The sequence below is a fragment of the Diaphorobacter sp. B2A2W2 genome, assembly GCF_056730635.1.
In genome coordinates this window covers 88,124-105,713 of record NZ_JBWZOR010000004.1, presented here as the reverse complement: position 1 = coordinate 105,713, position 17,590 = coordinate 88,124, and the positions used below count along the sequence as shown (strand labels likewise).

The 17,590-nt window shown below is 69.1% G+C and carries 15 protein-coding genes; 9 read left to right on the top strand and 6 right to left on the bottom strand.

Annotated elements, in window-relative coordinates:
* The first annotated feature begins 80 nt into the window (after positions 1 to 80).
* Complete coding sequence (locus AC1PPL_RS09180; RefSeq protein ID WP_479973118.1) at positions 81 to 2,435, top strand: DUF1631 family protein; 2,355 nt, start codon at positions 81 to 83, stop codon at positions 2,433 to 2,435.
* Between the two features lie 241 nt (positions 2,436 to 2,676).
* Here AC1PPL_RS09180 and recX read toward each other — a convergent pair whose 3' ends face one another.
* Both recX and recA read right to left on the bottom strand, forming a co-directional pair.
* Positions 2,677 to 3,132 carry a recombination regulator RecX gene (gene recX / locus AC1PPL_RS09175; protein WP_011807085.1) on the bottom strand — a complete coding sequence of 152 codons (456 nt, stop codon included), beginning with the start codon at positions 3,130 to 3,132 and terminating at the stop codon, positions 2,677 to 2,679.
* 81 nt (positions 3,133 to 3,213) lie between these two features.
* A complete protein-coding gene (gene recA, locus AC1PPL_RS09170; RefSeq protein WP_011807084.1) occupies positions 3,214 to 4,335 on the bottom strand; it encodes a recombinase RecA in 1,122 nt (373 codons plus the stop codon).
* Between the two features lie 154 nt (positions 4,336 to 4,489).
* On the opposite strand from recA, the gene AC1PPL_RS09165 reads away from it, so the two are divergent.
* The 3 genes from AC1PPL_RS09165 to AC1PPL_RS09155 all read left to right on the top strand — a co-directional run bounded on the left by AC1PPL_RS09165 (position 4,490) and on the right by AC1PPL_RS09155 (position 7,233).
* Entirely contained in the window at positions 4,490 to 4,984 is a 495-nt protein-coding gene (locus tag AC1PPL_RS09165) for a MarR family winged helix-turn-helix transcriptional regulator (protein WP_287924337.1), read from the top strand.
* Positions 4,985 to 5,033: 49 nt separating this feature from the next.
* Positions 5,034 to 5,708 carry a response regulator gene (locus tag AC1PPL_RS09160; RefSeq protein ID WP_011807082.1) on the top strand — a complete coding sequence of 225 codons (675 nt, stop codon included), beginning with the start codon at positions 5,034 to 5,036 and terminating at the stop codon, positions 5,706 to 5,708.
* Between the two features lie 79 nt (positions 5,709 to 5,787).
* Entirely contained in the window at positions 5,788 to 7,233 is a 1,446-nt protein-coding gene (locus AC1PPL_RS09155; RefSeq protein ID WP_088888101.1) for a sensor histidine kinase, read from the top strand.
* Positions 7,234 to 7,313: 80 nt separating this feature from the next.
* On the opposite strand, the gene AC1PPL_RS09150 is transcribed toward AC1PPL_RS09155, so the two are convergent.
* Positions 7,314 to 8,240 carry a LysR substrate-binding domain-containing protein gene (locus tag AC1PPL_RS09150; RefSeq protein ID WP_015914570.1) on the bottom strand — a complete coding sequence of 309 codons (927 nt, stop codon included), beginning with the start codon at positions 8,238 to 8,240 and terminating at the stop codon, positions 7,314 to 7,316.
* 110 nt (positions 8,241 to 8,350) lie between these two features.
* Between AC1PPL_RS09150 and AC1PPL_RS09145 the strand changes: the two genes are divergently transcribed.
* The 3 genes from AC1PPL_RS09145 to AC1PPL_RS09135 all read left to right on the top strand — a co-directional run bounded on the left by AC1PPL_RS09145 (position 8,351) and on the right by AC1PPL_RS09135 (position 11,575).
* A complete protein-coding gene (locus tag AC1PPL_RS09145) occupies positions 8,351 to 9,316 on the top strand; it encodes a Bug family tripartite tricarboxylate transporter substrate binding protein (protein WP_011807079.1) in 966 nt (321 codons plus the stop codon).
* Positions 9,317 to 9,334: 18 nt separating this feature from the next.
* On the top strand, positions 9,335 to 10,273 hold the full coding sequence (locus AC1PPL_RS09140; protein ID WP_479973117.1) for an N-formylglutamate amidohydrolase: 939 nt from the start codon (positions 9,335 to 9,337) through the stop codon (positions 10,271 to 10,273).
* Positions 10,274 to 10,606: 333 nt separating this feature from the next.
* Positions 10,607 to 11,575 carry a tripartite tricarboxylate transporter substrate binding protein BugE gene (locus AC1PPL_RS09135; protein WP_123675520.1) on the top strand — a complete coding sequence of 323 codons (969 nt, stop codon included), beginning with the start codon at positions 10,607 to 10,609 and terminating at the stop codon, positions 11,573 to 11,575.
* 128 nt (positions 11,576 to 11,703) lie between these two features.
* On the opposite strand, the gene AC1PPL_RS09130 is transcribed toward AC1PPL_RS09135, so the two are convergent.
* From AC1PPL_RS09130 to AC1PPL_RS09120, 3 genes are read right to left on the bottom strand one after another with little or no spacing between them, the layout of a single operon-like run.
* Positions 11,704 to 12,432, bottom strand: a complete 729-nt coding sequence (locus AC1PPL_RS09130) for an SPOR domain-containing protein (protein WP_479973116.1) — start codon at positions 12,430 to 12,432, stop codon at positions 11,704 to 11,706.
* Between the two features lie 59 nt (positions 12,433 to 12,491).
* The gene (locus tag AC1PPL_RS09125; protein ID WP_479973115.1) at positions 12,492 to 13,349 is read right to left on the bottom strand and encodes a biotin--[acetyl-CoA-carboxylase] ligase; all 858 of its coding nucleotides are present in this window, start codon (positions 13,347 to 13,349) and stop codon (positions 12,492 to 12,494) included.
* On the bottom strand, positions 13,346 to 13,996 hold the full coding sequence (locus tag AC1PPL_RS09120; RefSeq protein WP_479973114.1) for an SET domain-containing protein: 651 nt from the start codon (positions 13,994 to 13,996) through the stop codon (positions 13,346 to 13,348). The genes AC1PPL_RS09125 and AC1PPL_RS09120 overlap by 4 nt, the downstream gene beginning before the upstream one ends.
* 110 nt (positions 13,997 to 14,106) lie before the next feature.
* On the opposite strand from AC1PPL_RS09120, the gene AC1PPL_RS09115 reads away from it, so the two are divergent.
* Together AC1PPL_RS09115 and AC1PPL_RS09110 are read left to right on the top strand one after the other, a co-directional pair.
* Positions 14,107 to 17,052 (top strand): DNA topoisomerase III, encoded by a 2,946-nt coding sequence (locus tag AC1PPL_RS09115; RefSeq protein ID WP_479973113.1) that lies wholly within the window; start codon positions 14,107 to 14,109, stop codon positions 17,050 to 17,052.
* Positions 17,053 to 17,056: 4 nt separating this feature from the next.
* Positions 17,057 to 17,407 carry a DUF4124 domain-containing protein gene (locus AC1PPL_RS09110; RefSeq protein ID WP_479973112.1) on the top strand — a complete coding sequence of 117 codons (351 nt, stop codon included), beginning with the start codon at positions 17,057 to 17,059 and terminating at the stop codon, positions 17,405 to 17,407.
* Positions 17,408 to 17,590: the final 183 nt, after the last annotated feature.

Here is a 17,590-nt window from a genome sequence, read left to right as displayed (position 1 = left end):
TGCGCGTGCGCAGCCGCCTTGTCCGCGTGCCGATGCAAAGGCCGGGGCGCGACAGCGGCTGGGGCTAATATCGGAGCCCTATGGATTTTTCGCCCACTTCCACTGCCCACCGACGGCTGGCCCACCTGGCCCGCCAGCGTTTCGTGGAGGGGCTGTGCGCCGGCCTGTCGGCGCTGGACAAAACAGTCCATGACTTCCTGACCGAGTTGATGGGTCAGACCGCCACGCAGCGCGACATGCAATTGCGGCGCGATGCCTGGATGGGCCATCAGGCCCACCGCAAGACCTGGGTGGAACACCTGGGCCGGGCCTGGCGTGAAAGCCTGGCGCCGCCGCCCGTCACGGGGCGCGGCACCCTCAACGCGTCGAAGGCGTTCGATGGGCTTGAACTGCTGGGCGACGACGTGCTGGAGAACAAGATCATCGCCTCGCGCATGGCGCTGACCCTCACCGAGCATGTGGCCGCTCCCTTCGATGCCGCGCGGCAGCGCACACAGCATCTGGAAGGCCGCGAGCTGGCCAGCACCGATATCCTGCGCCCCGAAACCCTGTGCCTGCATCTGGTCGAGCAGTGGTTGGAGGTGGGCCTGCAGCGCGACCATTTGCAGATGGTGATCGACCCGCTGCAGCGCGAACTGGCGGCGCTGGCGCTGGCGCAGTACCAGGCCCTCGTGAAGCTGTACGACGAACAGGGCGTCGTGGCGCAGGACGACCTGCGCGCCCGCGTGCGCCGCGCGGCCGCCGGCCCCAACACCGGCAGCCCCGGCGAGCCGCCGCCCGCGTCCGGTCCCGTGGGGCTGGCCTCGCAGGCATTGCAACAGTCGCGCGCCGCGCTGGGGCGGCCCACGGAATTTGCCCCCACGCGCCAGGCGGCGTCGGCCTTCATGCCCCCGCCCCCCGGCATGCGCGGGCAGCCGGCGATGGCCGGCATGGGCAGCCCGCTGGTGCGCGCGCGCCAGCGCGCCCAGGGCGTGATGATGCAGCTGCGGCGCTTGCTCACGCAGCCCACCACGGGCTACGACATGGTCAAGGCACCCCCCGCGTCCGCGGCGCTGGCCCATGCGCTGGCGGCGCACCGCGTCTCGGCCGACAGCTACTACAGCGACGTGGCCACGCTGGTCGAGGACTACAGCCCACAGGCCGTGGTCCGCGTGGCGAGCGCCGTGCGCGAGCGGTCCGTGGAGTTCAAGAAGAAGGCCAGTACCGCCAGCGAGAAGGCCATCATCGAGGTGGTGGCGTTGATGTTCCAAAGCATCCTGAGCGAAGACCGCATCCCGCCCTCGGTGCGCGTGTGGTTTGCACGCCTGCAGGTGCCGGTGCTGCGCGTGGCGCTGGCCGAGCCCGAGTTCTTCAGCAACCTCACGCACCCCGCGCGCCAGCTCATCGACCGCATGGGCGCCTGCGTGCTGGGCTTTGACGCCAGTTCCATCAACGGCAGCGCGCTGGAGGCCGAGATCCGCCGCATCGTGCAGGTGATCGAGCAGTACCCCGAGACCGGCCAGCGCGTGTTCCAGCTGGTGCATGACGAGTTCGAGAAATTCCTCGCCAAATTCCTCACCGAGAAGCAGGGCACCTCGCGCATCGTCAGCGTGGCCCAGCAGGTGGAGCAGCGCGAGACACTGGCGATCCAGTACACCATCGAGCTGCGCGCGCTGCTCAAGGACATGCCGGTGCGCGACGAAATCCGCGAGTTCTTGTTCAAGACATGGGCCGAGGTGCTGGCGATGTCGGCCGTGCGCGACGGGGCCCAGCATGCCAGTACCGCCGCCTTCAAGCGCGCCGCGGCCGACCTGGTGTGGGCGGCGGGCGCCAAGCCCAACCGCGCCGACCGTGCGCTGGTCATCCAGAACCTGCCGGCGCTGCTGCAGAGCCTGCGCCAGGGGCTGGCGCTGATCGGCGTGGCGGGGCCCGAGCAGGACGCACAGATCAAGGGAATCACCGACACGCTGGCCGACGCTTTCCTCTCCAAGACGGCCTCGATCCCGCAGGCGCACATCGATGCCATGGCCAAACGCCTGGCGAACCTGGAGGACTACATCGGCGACGAGGCGCTGGGCGACATGCCGCTGAGTGCGGACAACATCGAGATGCTGCTGGGCATCGACGCCTCGTCCATCCACGTCATCGCCGACAACGGTGCGCCTGTGCAGGACGACATGGTGGCCTGGGCGCAGCAGCTGCCGCTGGGCACGTGGTTCACGCTGGACCACAACGGCGCGTCCACGCAGGTGCAATACGCCTGGCACAGCCAGCGCAAGCAGCTGCACCTGTTTGCCACGCGCGATGGCGGCAGCTACCTCATCCAGCTGCGCCGGCTGGGGGCCTACCTGCAGGCGGGCCTGCTGGTGGCGCAGGAGGAGGAGAGCCTCACGCTGCGCGCCACGCGCGATGCGCTCACCAAGCTGGACGCCAACCCGGAGCGCCTGCTGGGTTGAGTGGTCGCGCAGCGGCCCAACGCGCACAACGGGGGCCGGCTGCGCACAGCCGCGCCGCGGGCCTCAAGCCTCAAGCCTCTGGCATGTCCGTGGCGGCGCTGAAGCCATCGCGCGTATTGCGCGGCCTGGCATTGCACGACGGCGCGGCGTTGCGGGGTGCGACCGGTGGCGGACTGCGCGTCGACAGCTGCTATGGATGAAATAGCTTTTGACGCTGAACAGCAGCGCGCCAAGCCCCGTTCTATTCCCATTCATCACCACCCCGCACCACGCGGCGCACCACGTCGGCGGCGAAGCCACGCGTGGCCAGAAAGCGCATCTGGCGCGCACGCTCCTGCGGCGTGTCGGCGGGCTGGTCGCCAAAGCGCTGGCGCCACACGGCCCGGGCGCGCTGCAGTTCGGTGCCCGCCAGCTGGGCGGCGGTGCTGCGCACCAAATCCTCGTCCAGCCCCTTGCGCCGCAGCTCCTGCAGCACGCGCTGGGTGCCGAAGCGCTCCGCGCGGCGGTGCACCACAGACTCGGCCACGCGCTCTGCATTGATGAAGTCGCGCGCCTGCAGCTCGTCCAGCAGCGCCGGCAGATCGTCGCCCTCCTGCACGTGGCGCGCCAGCTTGGCCTGCAGTTCGCTGCGCGAATGCTCGCGCTGGGCGAGCAGGCGCAGCGCACGGCCCTTGAGGGAGAGGGCGGTGAATCCCATGAATGCTATTGAAAAAAGAGCTTCCAGCGCTTGATAGCCAAGCGCTGGAGGCAGATTTCGCTCAAAAACCCCGGTGCGCGGTTACGCTTCGATCTCACCCGTCTTGTCGGCCTTTTTGCCGCGCGCAGGCTTGTCTTCGGGCAGGTCGGCCGCCGGGCTCGCGTGGCCCGTGGGCAGCAGTGCGATGCCCAGGCTTTCGCGCACCTTGTTCTCGATCTCCACGGCCAGGCCGGGGTTCTCGCGCAGGAACTCGCGGGCGTTGTCGCGGCCCTGGCCGATTTTCTCGCCGTTGTAGGCATACCAGGCGCCACTCTTTTCCAGGATGCGCGCGTTCACGCCCATGTCGATGATCTCGCCCTCGCGCGAGATGCCCTCGCCGAACAGGATGTCGAACTCGGCCGTCTTGAACGGGGGCGAGACCTTGTTCTTCACCACCTTCACCTTGGTCTCGTTGCCGATCGCCTCGTCGCCCTTCTTGATGGTGCCGGTACGGCGGATGTCCAGGCGTACCGAGGCGTAGAACTTCAGCGCGTTGCCGCCGGTGGTGGTCTCGGGGCTGCCGAACATCACGCCGATCTTCATGCGGATCTGGTTGATGAAGATGACCATGCAGTTGGTCTTCTTGATGGTGGCGGTGAGCTTGCGCAGTGCCTGGCTCATCAGGCGTGCCTGCAGGCCGGGCAGGGCGTCGCCCATCTCGCCCTCGATTTCGGCCTTGGGCGTGAGCGCGGCGACCGAGTCCACCACGATCAGGTCCACGGCGCCCGAGCGCACCAGGCTGTCCACGATCTCCAGCGCCTGCTCGCCCGTGTCCGGCTGGCTGATGAGCAGGTCGGTGAGCTGAACGCCGAGCTTGCTGGCGTACTGCACATCCAGCGCATGCTCGGCATCCACGAAAGCGCACTGGCCGCCTTGCTTCTGCATCTCGGCGATGACCTGCAGCGTGAGCGTGGTCTTGCCCGAGCTTTCCGGTCCGTAGATCTCGATCACGCGGCCGCGCGGCAGGCCGCCCACGCCCAGGGCGATGTCCAGACCCAGCGAGCCGGTGGAGACCACCTGGATGTCCTCAATGGCCTCGCCCTCGCCCAGGCGCATGATGGTGCCCTTGCCAAACTGCTTTTCGATCTGCGCGAGGGCGGCTTGCAGGGCCTTGGCCTTTTCGCTGTTGACGGCGGTTGCGTTGCCTTTGACGGTGGCGTCCATGAAATGCTCCTTCGGGTCGGGTCGGGGTCACGGTGAAATCGTGTGCCTGCCTGGAAACTGTTTCCAATGACAGGCTGGATGCTTGAACAGTAGTTTATGGGCGGTTGATGCGTTATCCAATCAATTTTTGGTCAGTTTGGCTGACAATATGCGGATGACCGCTCCCCCCAGCTCCGACGACCGTTGGCGCCAGACCCACCTGGGCCGCCTGCTGGGCCATGCCATGCGGCGCTTCGATGCGCGTGTGCTGCAGCTCATGGCGCGCGACGTGCAGGTGCCGCTGGCGCTGTCCAACCTCGCGGCGCGCGACCAGGTGAGCGCCGCGCACATCCACATCACGCGGCATCTGTCGCTGCAGGGGGACCGCCTCACCGACCTGGCCGAGCGCGCGGGCATGGCCAAGCAGTCCATGGCCGCGCTGGTGGAGCAGTGCGCGGCCTGGGGTCTGGTCACGCGCGAGCCCGATCCGCGCGATGCGCGTGCGCGCCTGGTGCGCTTCACGCCCACGGGACTGGCGTGGCTGCAGGCGTTTCGCGCGGCGGTGGCGCAGGCCGAGGGCGAGTTCCGCGCCGAGGTGGGGCAGGACGTGGCCACGGTGGTCGCGCTGGGTCTGGAGGCCTATGCCGGCGGCGAGGGCACGGCGGCCTAGAATTCAGATAGAGCGCAGGCCGGCGCACGACAACCAGGAGAGACACCCCATGCGCATCCTCATCGCCGAAGACGACCAGGTGCTTGCCGACGGGCTGCTGCGCACGCTGCGCGGCTCGGGCGCCGTGGTGGACCATGTGGCCAGCGGCACCGAGGTCGATACCGCGCTCCTGACCAACAACGAGTTCGACCTGCTGATCCTCGACCTGGGCCTGCCCAAGATGCACGGCCTGGAGGTGCTCAAGCGCCTGCGCGGGCGCGGCTCGGCGCTGCCGGTGCTGATCCTCACGGCGGCCGACAGCGTGGACGAGCGCGTGAAGGGCCTGGACCTGGGCGCCGACGACTACATGGCCAAGCCGTTCGCGCTGTCGGAGCTGGAGGCGCGCGTGCGTGCGCTCACGCGCCGCGGCATGGGCGGCACCAGCAGCGCCATCCGCCACGGGCCCCTGGTGTACGACCAGGCGGGCCGCGTGGCCACCATCGACGGCAAGATGGTGGAGCTGTCCGCGCGCGAGCTGGGCCTGCTGGAGGTGCTGCTGCAGCGCGCCGGCCGCCTGGTGAGCAAGGAGCAACTGGTGGAGCGCCTGTGCGAGTGGGGCGAGGAGGTGAGCAACAACGCCATCGAGGTCTACATCCACCGCCTGCGCAAGAAGATCGAGCGCGGGCCGATCCGCATCGCCACCGTGCGCGGCCTGGGCTACTGCCTGGAAAAGATCCCCGGCTGACGGCACCTGTGGATGCTCTGTTATTGATAGCTGCTTGCGCTTGATGCATAAGCGCTAGCGGCCAAAAACACCCACCACCTTGAAAATCTTCCAGCGCGAGCAGCGCTCCCTCTTCGGCGAAATCCTGGACTGGATGCTCACGCCGCTGCTGCTGCTGTGGCCGGTGAGCCTGGCGCTGACCTGGCTGGTGGCCCAGGGCCTGGCCAACAAGCCCTTCGACCGCGCGCTGGAGTACAACGCCCATGCGTTGGCGCAGCTCGTCACGGTGCACGACGGCAAGGTGCTGTTCAACCTGCCCCAGCCCGCCAGCGAGATCCTGCGTGCCGACGAGTCCGACATCGTTTATTACCAGGTGCTCTCGCCCACGGGCGACTACCTGTCGGGCGAACGCGACCTGCCGCGCCCGCCGCCCGAGGAGCAGGCGTTCTCCGGCGAGGTGCGGCTGCGCGACGCCGAGCTGCGCGGCATCGACATCCGCGTGGCCTACATCTGGGTGCGCGTGCCGCTGCCCGATGCGCCCGCCGCGCTGGTGCAGGTGGCCGAGACACGCGCCAAGCGCAGCGTGCTGGCCACCGAGATCATCAAGGGCGTGATGCTGCCGCAGTTCGTCATCCTGCCGCTGGCGGTGCTGCTGGTCTGGCTGGCACTGGCGCGCGGCATCAAGCCGCTGCACCAGCTGGAGGAGCGCATCCGCGCGCGCAAGCCTGACGACCTCTCGCCGCTGGACCACAAGGCCGTGCCGATGGAAGTGGCGCCGCTGGTGGATTCGGTGAACGACCTGCTGCGGCGCCTGTCGGAATCCATGGCCACGCAAAAGCGCTTCCTGGCCGACGCCGCGCACCAGCTCAAGACGCCCCTGGCCGGGCTGCGCATGCAGGCCGACCTGGCGCAGCGCGAGGGCACCAGCACCGAGGAGCTCAAGCAGTCGCTCAAGCAGATCGGGCGTTCGTCCATCCGCGCCACGCACACCGTCAACCAGTTGCTGGCGCTGGCGCGGGCCGAGGGCGGCAGCGCCGTGGTGCAGCGCCAGCCGCTGGACCTGGCGCGGCTGGTGATCGAGGTGGTGCGCGACAGCGTGCCGCGCGCCATGGACAAGCACATCGACCTGGGCTACGACGGCGTCGAGCCCGGCACCAATGGCGTGTGGATGGACGGCAACCCCACGCTGCTGAAGGAACTGGTGCGCAACCTGGTGGACAACGCCATCAACTACACCCCGTCCAGCGCGCAGCAGCCCGGCGTGATCACCGCGCGCGTGCTGCCCGACCCGTTCAGCCATGTGCTGCTGCTGCAGGTGGAGGACTCGGGCCCCGGCGTGCCCGAGGCTGAGCGCGAACTGGTCTTCCAGCCCTTCTACCGCGCGCTGGGGACGGACGCCGACGGCTCCGGCCTGGGCCTGCCCATCGTGCGCGAGATCGCGCGCCAGCACGGCGCCGAGGTGGAACTGGAAGACGTGCGCCCCGGCGCGGCCATGCCCGGCGCGCGCTTCAGCGTGCGGTTCGCGGCACGCGAATCGGGGCCATAGCGCTGCCGCTGTCCGATGCTATCGATAAAATAGCTGCTCGCGCTTGATGGGAAAGCGCTGGAGGCCATTTTGAGGTGGATTCAAGCAGCCGGTGCGGCCGTGCCCGCTGCGGGGTCCGCCAGGGCCAGCAGCCAGTCGCGAAAGCGCACCAGCGTGGCCAGCTGCGCACGCGACTCGGGGTAGCACAGCCAGTAGCCCAGGTCGCTCGTGTAGCCGCCGCCGGGCAGCGGCTCGGTGACCGTGCCGGCGGCAATCTCGTCCTGCACCAGGCAGCGCGGCACCAGGGCCAGGCCCATGCCCACCGACACCGCGCGGATGATGGTCTGGAACTGGTCGAACTGCGGGCCGGCCAGCGGGTCCAGGCCGTTCACGCCGTGCGCCTCGGCCCAGTGCTGCCAAGCGCCGGGCACGCTCACGTGGCGCAGCAGCGTGTGGCGTGCCACGTCCTGCGGGCTGTGCAGGGGCGGCGCGCCGGCCAGCCCGGCGCGCGGGCCGATCAGGGCCACGTCGTTGCCCGTCAGGTAGTGCGCGCGTGCGCCCGGCCAGTGCCCGTCGCCGAACAGGATGGAGCAGTCCAGCTCGGGGTCGGCAAAGTCGTAGCCGTGCACGTAGGGCACGAAGTGCAGCGTGATCTGCGGGTGCTGCGCACGCAGCTGCGGCAGGCGCGGAATCAGCCACTTGGCGGCCAGCGTGGGCAGCACCGACAGGTGCAGCGCGCCGCCCTCGTCGCCGCTGGTGATCAGCTCCAGCGTGGCCGCCTCCAAGCGGGCGAGCAGGGCGCTCACGGCCTTTTCGTAGCGCTCACCGGCGGGTGTGAGCGACAGGCGCTTGCGGCTGCGCTCGAACAGCGGAACGCCCACCCAACGCTCCAGCTCCTGCACCTGCTTGCTCACCGCGCTCTGGGTGAGGTGCAGCGCCTCGGCCGCGCGCGAGATGCCCCCGAAGCGGGCCACGGTACAGAACGCCCGCAGCAGGTGCAGCGGCGGGTGAAGGCGGCGCAGGATCATGGGGTTTGCCGATCAAAACATTCCACAATGGAATGATAACAGGCACAGCTATTGCTTTTCCGTCCGCACCCCTTCGTTTATCTTTCGTGCACCATCAAAGGAGTGAGTCCATGCAACGTCGCAAACTGATTGCCGCGCTGGCGGTTACCTCTGTAGTTTCTGGAATGACCTTCGCCCAGGACAACAGCCGTCCCCTGCGCATCGTCGTGCCCTTCCCGCCGGGCGGCGCCACCGACATTGCCGGCCGCTCGCTGCAGGAACCCCTGCAGCGCCTGCTGGGCCAGCCGGTGGTGATCGAGAACAAGGCCGGTGCGGGCGGCTCCATCGGCATGGCCGAGGTGGCGCGCGCCACCGACGGGCTGACCTTCGGCGTGGCCACGCTGTCCACCCACGGCGTGAACCCGGCCGTGCTGGGCAAGCTGCCCTACGACCCCATCAAGGACTTCGTCGGCGTGACCGAGATCGTCAAGGCGCCCGGCATCATCGTGGTCAACCCCAAGGTGCTGCCCGTCAAGGACTTCGCCGACCTCGTGAAGCACCTGAAGGCCCATCCCGGCAAGGTGGAATACGCCACGCCGGGCAACGGCACCATCGGCCACATGTGGGGTGAGCTGTTCAAGAGCGCCACGGGCACCAGCATGGTGCACATCCCCTACCGCGGTGCGGGTCCGGCCACCAACGACGTGCTGGGCGGCCAGGTGCCGGTGTACTTCGACCAGGTGGCCTCGTCGCTGCCGCACGTGAAGGCCGGCAAGCTCAAGGCCCTGGCCGTGTCCTGGCACGAACGCCTGGCCGTGCTGCCCGACGTGCCCACCTATGCCGAGCTGGGCTACAAGCAGGCCAACGATGCGTCGTGGTTCGGCCTGGTGGCGCCCAAATCCACCCCCGCGGCCCAGGTGCAGCGCGTGCAACAGGCCGTGGCCCAGGCCCTCAAGGAGCCGGCGGTGCGCGATCGCCTGGCGGCCCAGGGGCTGTATGCGTCGGGCACCACGCCCGCCGAGTTCTCCGCGCAGATCGCGCGTGAAATTGACAAGATGAAACAGGTGGCAGCCTATGCCAAGATCAAACTGGATTGATTTCCACGGAGTGTGCCTATGCAAGCAGTGCTGAAACTGATCCACAGCCAGTACCTGCAGGCCGAGCCCGGCGCAGCCGGCGCCCCTGCGGCGCCGCCCGCTGCGTCACCCGCACGCATGGTCTCCTGCATCGCGGGGCGCACGCCCCTGGTGCTGGATTCGCCGCACAGCGGCACCGTCTACCCCGCCGACTTCCGCGCTGCGCTGGACCTGCCCGTGCTGCGCCGTGCGGAAGACACCCACGTCGAAAAGCTCTACGCCTTCGCGCCCGGGCTGGGCGTGGGCTGGGTGGAGGCGCACTTCCCGCGCATCTACCTGGACGCCAACCGCGACACCACCGAACTGGACGCCACCCTGCTGGACGCGCCCTGGCCCGACCCGGTCACCACCGACCCCGTGGTGCTGCAGAAGGTGCGCCTGGGCAAGGGGCTGATCTGGAAGTTCACCGACGAGGGCGAGCCCATCTACGACCGTCCGCTGGGCGTGGACGAGGTGCGTGCACGCATCGAGCGCTGCTGGCGGCCCTACCACGCGGCGGTGGCGGCCGAGATCGACGCCGCCCACGCGCGCCATGGCTACAGCATCCACCTCAACTGCCACTCCATGCCCGCCGTGGCCGCCAGCCACGCCACGCTCTACCCGGGCCTGCACCATGCCGACTTCGTCGTGGGCGACCGCGACGGGGCCACCGCCAGCCCGGCGCTGTCGCAGCAGATCTGCGCGTTCCTGCGCGAGCGCGGCTACAGCGTGGACTACAACCATCCCTACAAGGGTGTGGAACTGGTGCGCCGCTACGGCAACCCCGCGCAGCACCGCCACAGCATCCAGGTGGAGATCAACCGCAAGCTCTACATGGATGAGCAGACGCTGGACATCCTGCCGGCAGGGTTCGACCGGCTGCGCGCCGACCTGCGCGCGCTGGTGGAGTCTCTGCTGGCGACCGACCCGCGCGGCTGATCGCTGGCGGCGGCATTCAGGCGGCGGCCTCGGCAGCGAAGGGGCCGCGGTCGGCTGTACCGAGGTTCCCAACGCAAGGCCCGTTCCCATGGACGGGCCTTTGTCATTCCACGCGCTTGTGCAGGCCAGTGGCGATAAAAAACATAGCTGCTGGCGCTTACCAGGCAAGGGTGGATGCGGGATTCTTTCGCGGCGGCCACCGGGCGCCGCCGCGGTGTGCGCCGGCAGTGCATTCCGCATTGGAATGAGATGTGTCGCAATGCTCATTGGTCAGCGGCCCGCGGGGTTACCAGAATGGTTTGTTACCAAAGACCAACCTTGAGGGAGCATTGCATGCAGCGTAGAGACATCCTGACACTGGCGGCCGCTGGCGCCATCCCCGGCCTGGCGAGCGCCCAGGCCTCCAGCAGCACCCTGCGGTTGGTGGTCCCCTTCCCGCAGGGCGGCGCCACCGACATCACCGCGCGTGTGCTGGCCGCGCCGCTGTCGCGCATCCTCGGCATGCCCGTGAAGGTGGACAACCTGCCCGGCGCGGGCGGCGCCACCGGCATGCAGGCGGTGGCCAAGGCCGCGGCCGACGGGATGACGCTGGGCGTGGCCACGCTCTCCACGCATGGCGTGAACCCCGCCGTGTACAAGAAGCTGCCCTACGATGCGATCAAGGACTTCGCGGCGGTGACCGAGATCGTCAAGGCTCCGGGCGTGCTGGTGGTGCACCCCAGCGTGCCGGCGCAAAACTTCGAGCAGTTCATCAAGCTGCTCAAGAGCCAGCCGGGCAAGATCACCTATGCCACGCCCGGTGCGGGCACCATCGGCCACATGTGGGCCGAGTTGCTGCAAAGCACCACCGGCACGTCCATGAAGCACGTGCCCTTCCGCGGCGCGGCGCCCGCCGTGGCCGACCTGCTGGAGGGCAAGGTGCAGGTGTACTGCGACCAGGTGGCGTCGTCGCTGCCTCATATCCAGGCGGGCAAGCTGCGCGCGCTGGCCGTGTCGTGGAATCAGCGCCTGGCCGTGCTGCCCAAGGTGCCTACCTATGCCGAGCTGAGCCTGTTCACCAATAACGATCCGTCGTGGTTCGGTCTGGTGGCACCCGCCGGCACGCCCGCCGTCGTGGTCCGCGCGCGCCGCAATGCCGTCGCACAGGCGCTGGAGGAGCCCGCCGTGCGCAAGGCGCTGGCCGACCACGGGCTGTTCCCCTCGGGTTCGCTGCCCGCGGAATTCGGGGCCCAGATCCAGAAGGAAGTGGACAAGATGCGGCGCGTGAGCCGCTTTGCGCAGATCAGCTTGGACGCGGGCTGACGGCTGACGGCTGACGGCGGGCCGGCAGCGGCGCTGCCGGCGCGAAGGCCGCCATCCATCAAGGCTGCCGCGCGCCATGCCGCGCAGGCCACGGCGGTCGGCAAACCGCGCTGGCGGCGTGCCAGGGATCAGGCGCAGGGGCGCAGCGTCTTGCCGGCCAGCGCCGGCTGCAGCGTGGTGTCCAGGCGTGTGCGCAGCGTGTCGTTCACGGCCGGCAGGCGCAGCATGAAGCCGGGCGCGTCGGCGCGCTCCTGCACCACGCGCGCGGTGCGCACGCCCTGGTTGGCCAGCAGGGCCATGCCGCGCTGCGCGGCCTCCTCGGTGGAAAAGCGCCCCAGCGACAGCCCCGGCTCCAGTGCCGCGCCGGGCCGGTCGTAGGGGATCTTGAGCGCGCGCAGCTCGGCGCGCTTCTTGGCCACCGCCTCTTCGTCGGGAAAGCGCCCCATGTACACCATCCAGCGGCCCGTGATCGGCGTGGGCTCCAGGGTCCAGCTGCCCTCGGGCAAGACGGCCGCCGCCTGGCGCAGCGCGTCGGCCTGGCGCGCGTCGAACGCGCCCGCCTGCAGGCAGGCCGGGGGCTCCGCGGGCGCGGCGGCGGTTGCGGGGGACGCCGCCGCCCCGCTGGCGGGTGCCGAGGCCGGCGCGGAAGACGCCGGGCCCGCCGGTGCCGCGGACGACGCGGCCCCCTTGCCGCCCTGGGGCAGCAGGCGCAGGTTCTGCGGGGCGATCTGCTGCTCCATGCGCTGCGGCTCGGACTCATCCACCGGCGCCAGGCCCCAGCCGCGCAGCAGCCCCTGCGACCAGGCGTAGTAGCCGGCGTTGGCCAGCAGCAGAAGCACGACGGCAAGGCGCAGCATGGCTCAGTCCTTCAGGGTGCGGGGGGCGCGCAAAAAGCGCTGGGAACGCGGCGTGGCGGTCATTGCGGGCGCACGCTGATCTCGGCGCTGGTGACGGGCTGCATGCCGCGCGCGGTGTGCACCAGCAGCGTGCCGTCCTCGGTCACGCCGTGGGCCGTTCCCTGCGTGCCGTCGCTCAGCGTGACGGCGCGCCCGGCCAGCAGGTCGCGCTGCGCAAAGCGCGCCTGGAAGGGGGCGAAGCCATGCTCGGCAAAACCCAGCAGCGCATGCACCAGCGGCGGCGCGATGCGCTGCAGCGCGCTGGCCGCGGTGAGCGTGGTGTCCACCTCGCGCAGGCACGCGGGAGGCGTGCGCAGCCCGTCGGCCAGCACGGGCAACACGTTCAGCCCGATGCCCACCACCACGTAGCGGCTCTGGCCCGCCACCAGCGGCGGCACGGCCGCGCCGGGCGCGGTCACGGTGGCCGTCTCCACCAGAATGCCGCCGAGCTTGCGCCCATCCTGGAGCCACAGGTCGTTGGGCCACTTGAGCAGGACGCGCGGGTGCCCGCTGCCTTCGGAGGGCAGGACGGGCTGCAGCGCCTGCGCCACGCTCACGCCCACGGCCAGCGACAGGCCCGACCAGTCGTGCGGCGCCAGCGGCAGGCCCAGCGAAAACGTGAGCGCGGGCACCACGCCGGTGTCGCGGTAGGTGGCGGCGCTGTGCCAGTCGCGCCCCAGGCGGCCGCGGCCGGCGGTCTGCTCCTCCGTCACCAGCAGCGTGGGCTCCAGCCGGCCGTCGCGCGCGCGGCGCATGAGCTCGCTGTTGGTGGAGTCGATGCTGGGCAAGACCTCTACGGTGAAGCCGGGCAGCAGCGGCGCAATCGCCTCCCACAGGGCCTCGGCCGGCCAGCGCACGGGGGTGGCGGCGGGGCTCACCGCTGGGCGCTCCTGCGGCCCTGGCGGGGTTTCACGGATTTGGCGGGCTTGCCGGCCTTGTCGGCCTTGTCACTGCCCTTGGCTTCCTCGGCCTTGCGGGTCTTTGGGGCCTTCCTGGCTTTCTCCGTGGGAGGTTGGGGCGCCAGGCCCGGCGGCGCCCAGCCGCGCTTGGGCGCCAGCAGGGTGCCGCGGCAATTCTTGCTGCCGCACCAGCAGGGGTATTCGGCCTTCAGCTTGGGCGTGTAGCGCTCTTCGATGATCAGGCCGTAGTCGTAGTTCAGTTCCTCGCCCGCGCGGATGTTGCGCAGCGCGGTAATGAAGATGCGGCCGCCCTGCTCGTCGGCAAAGCAGTTGGGGTCGCAGCTGTGGTTGATCCAGCGCGAGGAATTGCCGCCGAACTTTGCGTCGATCACGCGGTCTTCATCCACGTGGAAGTAGAAGGTGTGGTTGGGCTGCGCGGGGTCGTGCGGGTGGCGGTCCTGGGCTTCCTGCCAGCTGATGACCTCGCCCGTGTACTCGACGAGGACCTCGCCCTCGGCAATGTCCTGCACGGCGAACACACCCTTGCCATGCACGCCCGAGCGCCGGGTCTGGATGCGCCGACCGGCGGCGGGCGTGGGGGCGGCGGTGGAAGCGGTGCGGGGCATGGGGAAACTCTGTTACTTTGAATGTGTGCACACATGCGTGCGCGTGCGCGCGTGTGAGGCGGATTGTAGAAGCGCCAGCAGGGCGCGGTATGGCGTAAGAGACCCACAAAATGACCAAAACACTGGTAATTGCAGAAAAGCCCTCGGTGGCGCAGGACATCGTGCGCGCCCTCACGCCGGTTGCCGGCAAGTTCGAGAAGCACGAGGACCATTTCGAGAATGAGCGCTACGTGGTCACCAGCGCCGTGGGCCACCTGGTGGAGATCCAGGCGCCCGAGGAATTCGACGTCAAGCGCGGCAAGTGGAGCTTTGCCCACCTGCCGGTGATCCCGCCGTATTTCGACCTGAAGCCCGTGGACAAGACCAAGAGCCGCCTGAACGCGGTGGTCAAGCAGGCCAAGCGCAAGGACGTGACCGAACTGGTCAACGCCTGTGACGCGGGCCGCGAGGGGGAGTTGATCTTCCGCCTGATCGAACAGTACGCCGGTGGCGCCAAGGGCGGGCTGGGCAAGCCCGTGAAGCGCCTGTGGCTGCAGAGCATGACGCCCCAGGCCATCCGCGACGGCTTCGAGAACCTGCGCAGCGACCAGCAGATGCAGGGCCTGGCCAGCGCCGCGCGCAGCCGCTCCGAGGCCGACTGGCTGGTGGGCATCAACGGCACGCGCGCCATGACGGCCTTCAACTCGCGCGACGGCGGGTTCTTTTTGACCACCGTGGGCCGCGTGCAGACGCCCACGCTGTCGCTGGTGGTGGAGCGCGAGGAAAAAATCCGCAAGTTCGTCAGCCGCGACTACTGGGAAATCCACGCGGGCTTTCATGCCGAGGCCGGCGAATACCTGGGCAAGTGGTTCGACCCCAAGTGGAAGAAGAGCGACGACCCCGAGGCCCGCGCCGACCGCGTCTGGTCGCACCACCAGGCCAAGGACATCGCCGACGCCGTGCGCGGCAAGGCCGCCACCGTCACCGAGGAAAGCAAGCCCACCACCCAGGCATCGCCGCTGCTGTTCGACCTGACCAGCCTGCAGCGTGAGGCCAATGGCAAGTTCGGCTTCTCCGCCAAGACCACGCTGGCGCTGGCGCAAAGCCTGTACGAGCGCCACAAGGCGCTGACCTACCCGCGTACCGACTCGCGCGCGCTGCCCGAGGACTACCTGCCCGTGGCCAGGCAGACCTTCGGCATGCTGGCCGGCAGCGGCATGCGCCACCTGGCGCCGTTCGCGCAGCAGGCGCTGGACGACGGCTACTTGCGCCCGTCCAAGCGCATCTTCGACAACAGCAAGGTGAGCGACCACTTTGCCATCATCCCCACCACGCAGGCCCCCAGCGGCCTGTCCGAGGCCGAGCAAAAGCTCTACGACCTGGTGGTGCGCCGCTTCATGGCGGTGTTCTTCCCCAGTGCCGAATACCAGGTCACCACGCGCATCAGCCAGGTGGTGGGCCATTCGTTCAAGACCGAGGGCAAGGTGCTGGTCAAGCCCGGCTGGCTGGCCATCTACGGCAAGGAAGCCGCCAACGAGGTTGAAGACGGCAAGGCCGGCGACAAGGGCCAGCCGCTGGTGCCCGTCAAGCCCGGCGAGATGACCCACACCGAGTTCGCCGAGGCCAAGGGCCTGAAGACCAAGCCGCCCGCGCGCTACTCCGAAGCCACGCTGCTGGGTGCCATGGAAAGCGCCGGCAAGCAGATCGACGACGACGAGCTGCGCGAAGCCATGCAGGAGAAAGGCCTGGGCACGCCGGCCACGCGCGCGGCCATCATCGAAGGCCTGCTGACCGAAAAATACATGCTGCGCGAAGGCCGCGAGCTGATCCCCACGGCCAAGGCCTTCCAGCTCATGACGCTGCTGCGCGGCCTGGATGTGCAGGAGCTGTGCCGCGCCGACCTGACGGGCGAATGGGAATTCAAGCTCGCGCAAATGGAAAAGGGCCAGCTGAGCCGCGAAGCCTTCATGCAGCAAATCCAGGCCATGACCGAGAAGCTGGTCAAGAAGGCCAAGGAATACGACCGCGACACCATTCCCGGCGACTACGCCACCCTGTCCACACCCTGCCCCAACTGCGGCGGCGTGGTGAAGGAGAACTACCGCCGCTACGCCTGCACGGGCGCGAACGGCGCGGGCGAGGGCTGCGGCTTCTCGTTCACCAAGTCGCCCGCGGGCCGCACGTTTGAAACCGCCGAGGCCGAGCAGCTATTGCGCGACCGCCGCATCGGCCCGCTGGAGGGCTTCCGCTCCAAGGCCGGCTGGCCCTTCGTGGCCGAAGTCACCATCGCCCGCGACGAAGAGGCGGGCAACTACAAGCTCGAATTCGACTTTGGCGACGACAAAAACGCCGAGGAATCGGGCGAGATCGTGGACTTTGCCGGCCAGGAAAGCTTAGGTGCCTGCCCCAGCTGCGGCGCCCCCGTGTACGAACACGGCAGCAACTACGTGTGCAGCAAATCGGTGCCCACCGCCCAGCAGCCCACGCCGTCGTGCACCTTCAAGAGCGGCAAGGTCATCCTGCAGCAGCCCGTGGAGCGCGCGCAGATGCAAAAGCTGCTGGCCACCGGCAAGACCGACCTGCTGGACAAGTTCGTCAGCATGCGCACGCGCCGCGCGTTCAAGGCCTTCCTGGCCTGGGACAAAGAGGCGGGCAAGGTCAACTTCGAGTTCGAGCAGCGCGAATCCAAATACCCGCCGCGCAAGACGGCTGCTGCAAAAACAGGAGCTGCCAGCGCACGTGGGACGGGCGCTGGAGCCGTAAAAGCCTCTAAACCTGCCACCAAGGCCGCCGCCAAGAAGGCCGCGGCCAAAACCACGGCCGCCAAGACCCCGCGCAAGGCCAGCACCGCCGCCGGCAAGGCGCCCAGCGCCCAATTGGCCGCCGTGATTGGCACTGAACCCGTGGCGCGCCCCGAGGCCGTCAAGAAGATGTGGGACTACATCAAGGCCCACAACCTGCAGGACCCGCAGGACAAGCGCACCATCGTCGCCGACGACAAGCTGCGCGCCGTCTTCGGCAAGGACCGCGTCGGCATGTTCGAGCTGGCCGGCATCCTGGGCCAGCACCTGGCCTGACGCCATGCTGAGCCGCGGCGAGCGCATCTTCTGGGGCGGCCTGGCCGCCGTCGTCATTGCCGGCGCCGCCGCCGCGTGGTGGACGGCCGACCAGTGGACGCCCCACGCCGCCCCCTGGGCCGCGCAGATGTGGCGCAAGATCACCCGCCCCGGCCCCGACACCCTGCCGCGCGACAAGGCCGGCCGGCCCACGCCCGCCGCACAGGGCGCGGCCGGCGCCGCGTCGGCGCCCCTGGCGCAGCCGCGCAAATGCCAGCAATCCGATGGCCGCGTGATCTACACCGACCAGCCGTGCCCGCGGGGCAGCCGGGAGCAGACGGTGGACGGGGCGGTCACGTCCCTGCCGGCGCGCTGAGCGGGCTTTGCCGGGGTGTGGTGCTCCCCTGCTGCGTTGGGTGCAGCGCCATGTCTGTCGGGCATTTGACGCCCTGTATTCAAATTGCTCCTGATTAAATAGCTATTAGCGCTTACTGCATAAGCGCTAGGGGCTGTTTTCGTCTTAGGCCGCGCACCGTGCCCCCATCCAGCCGGATGCCGC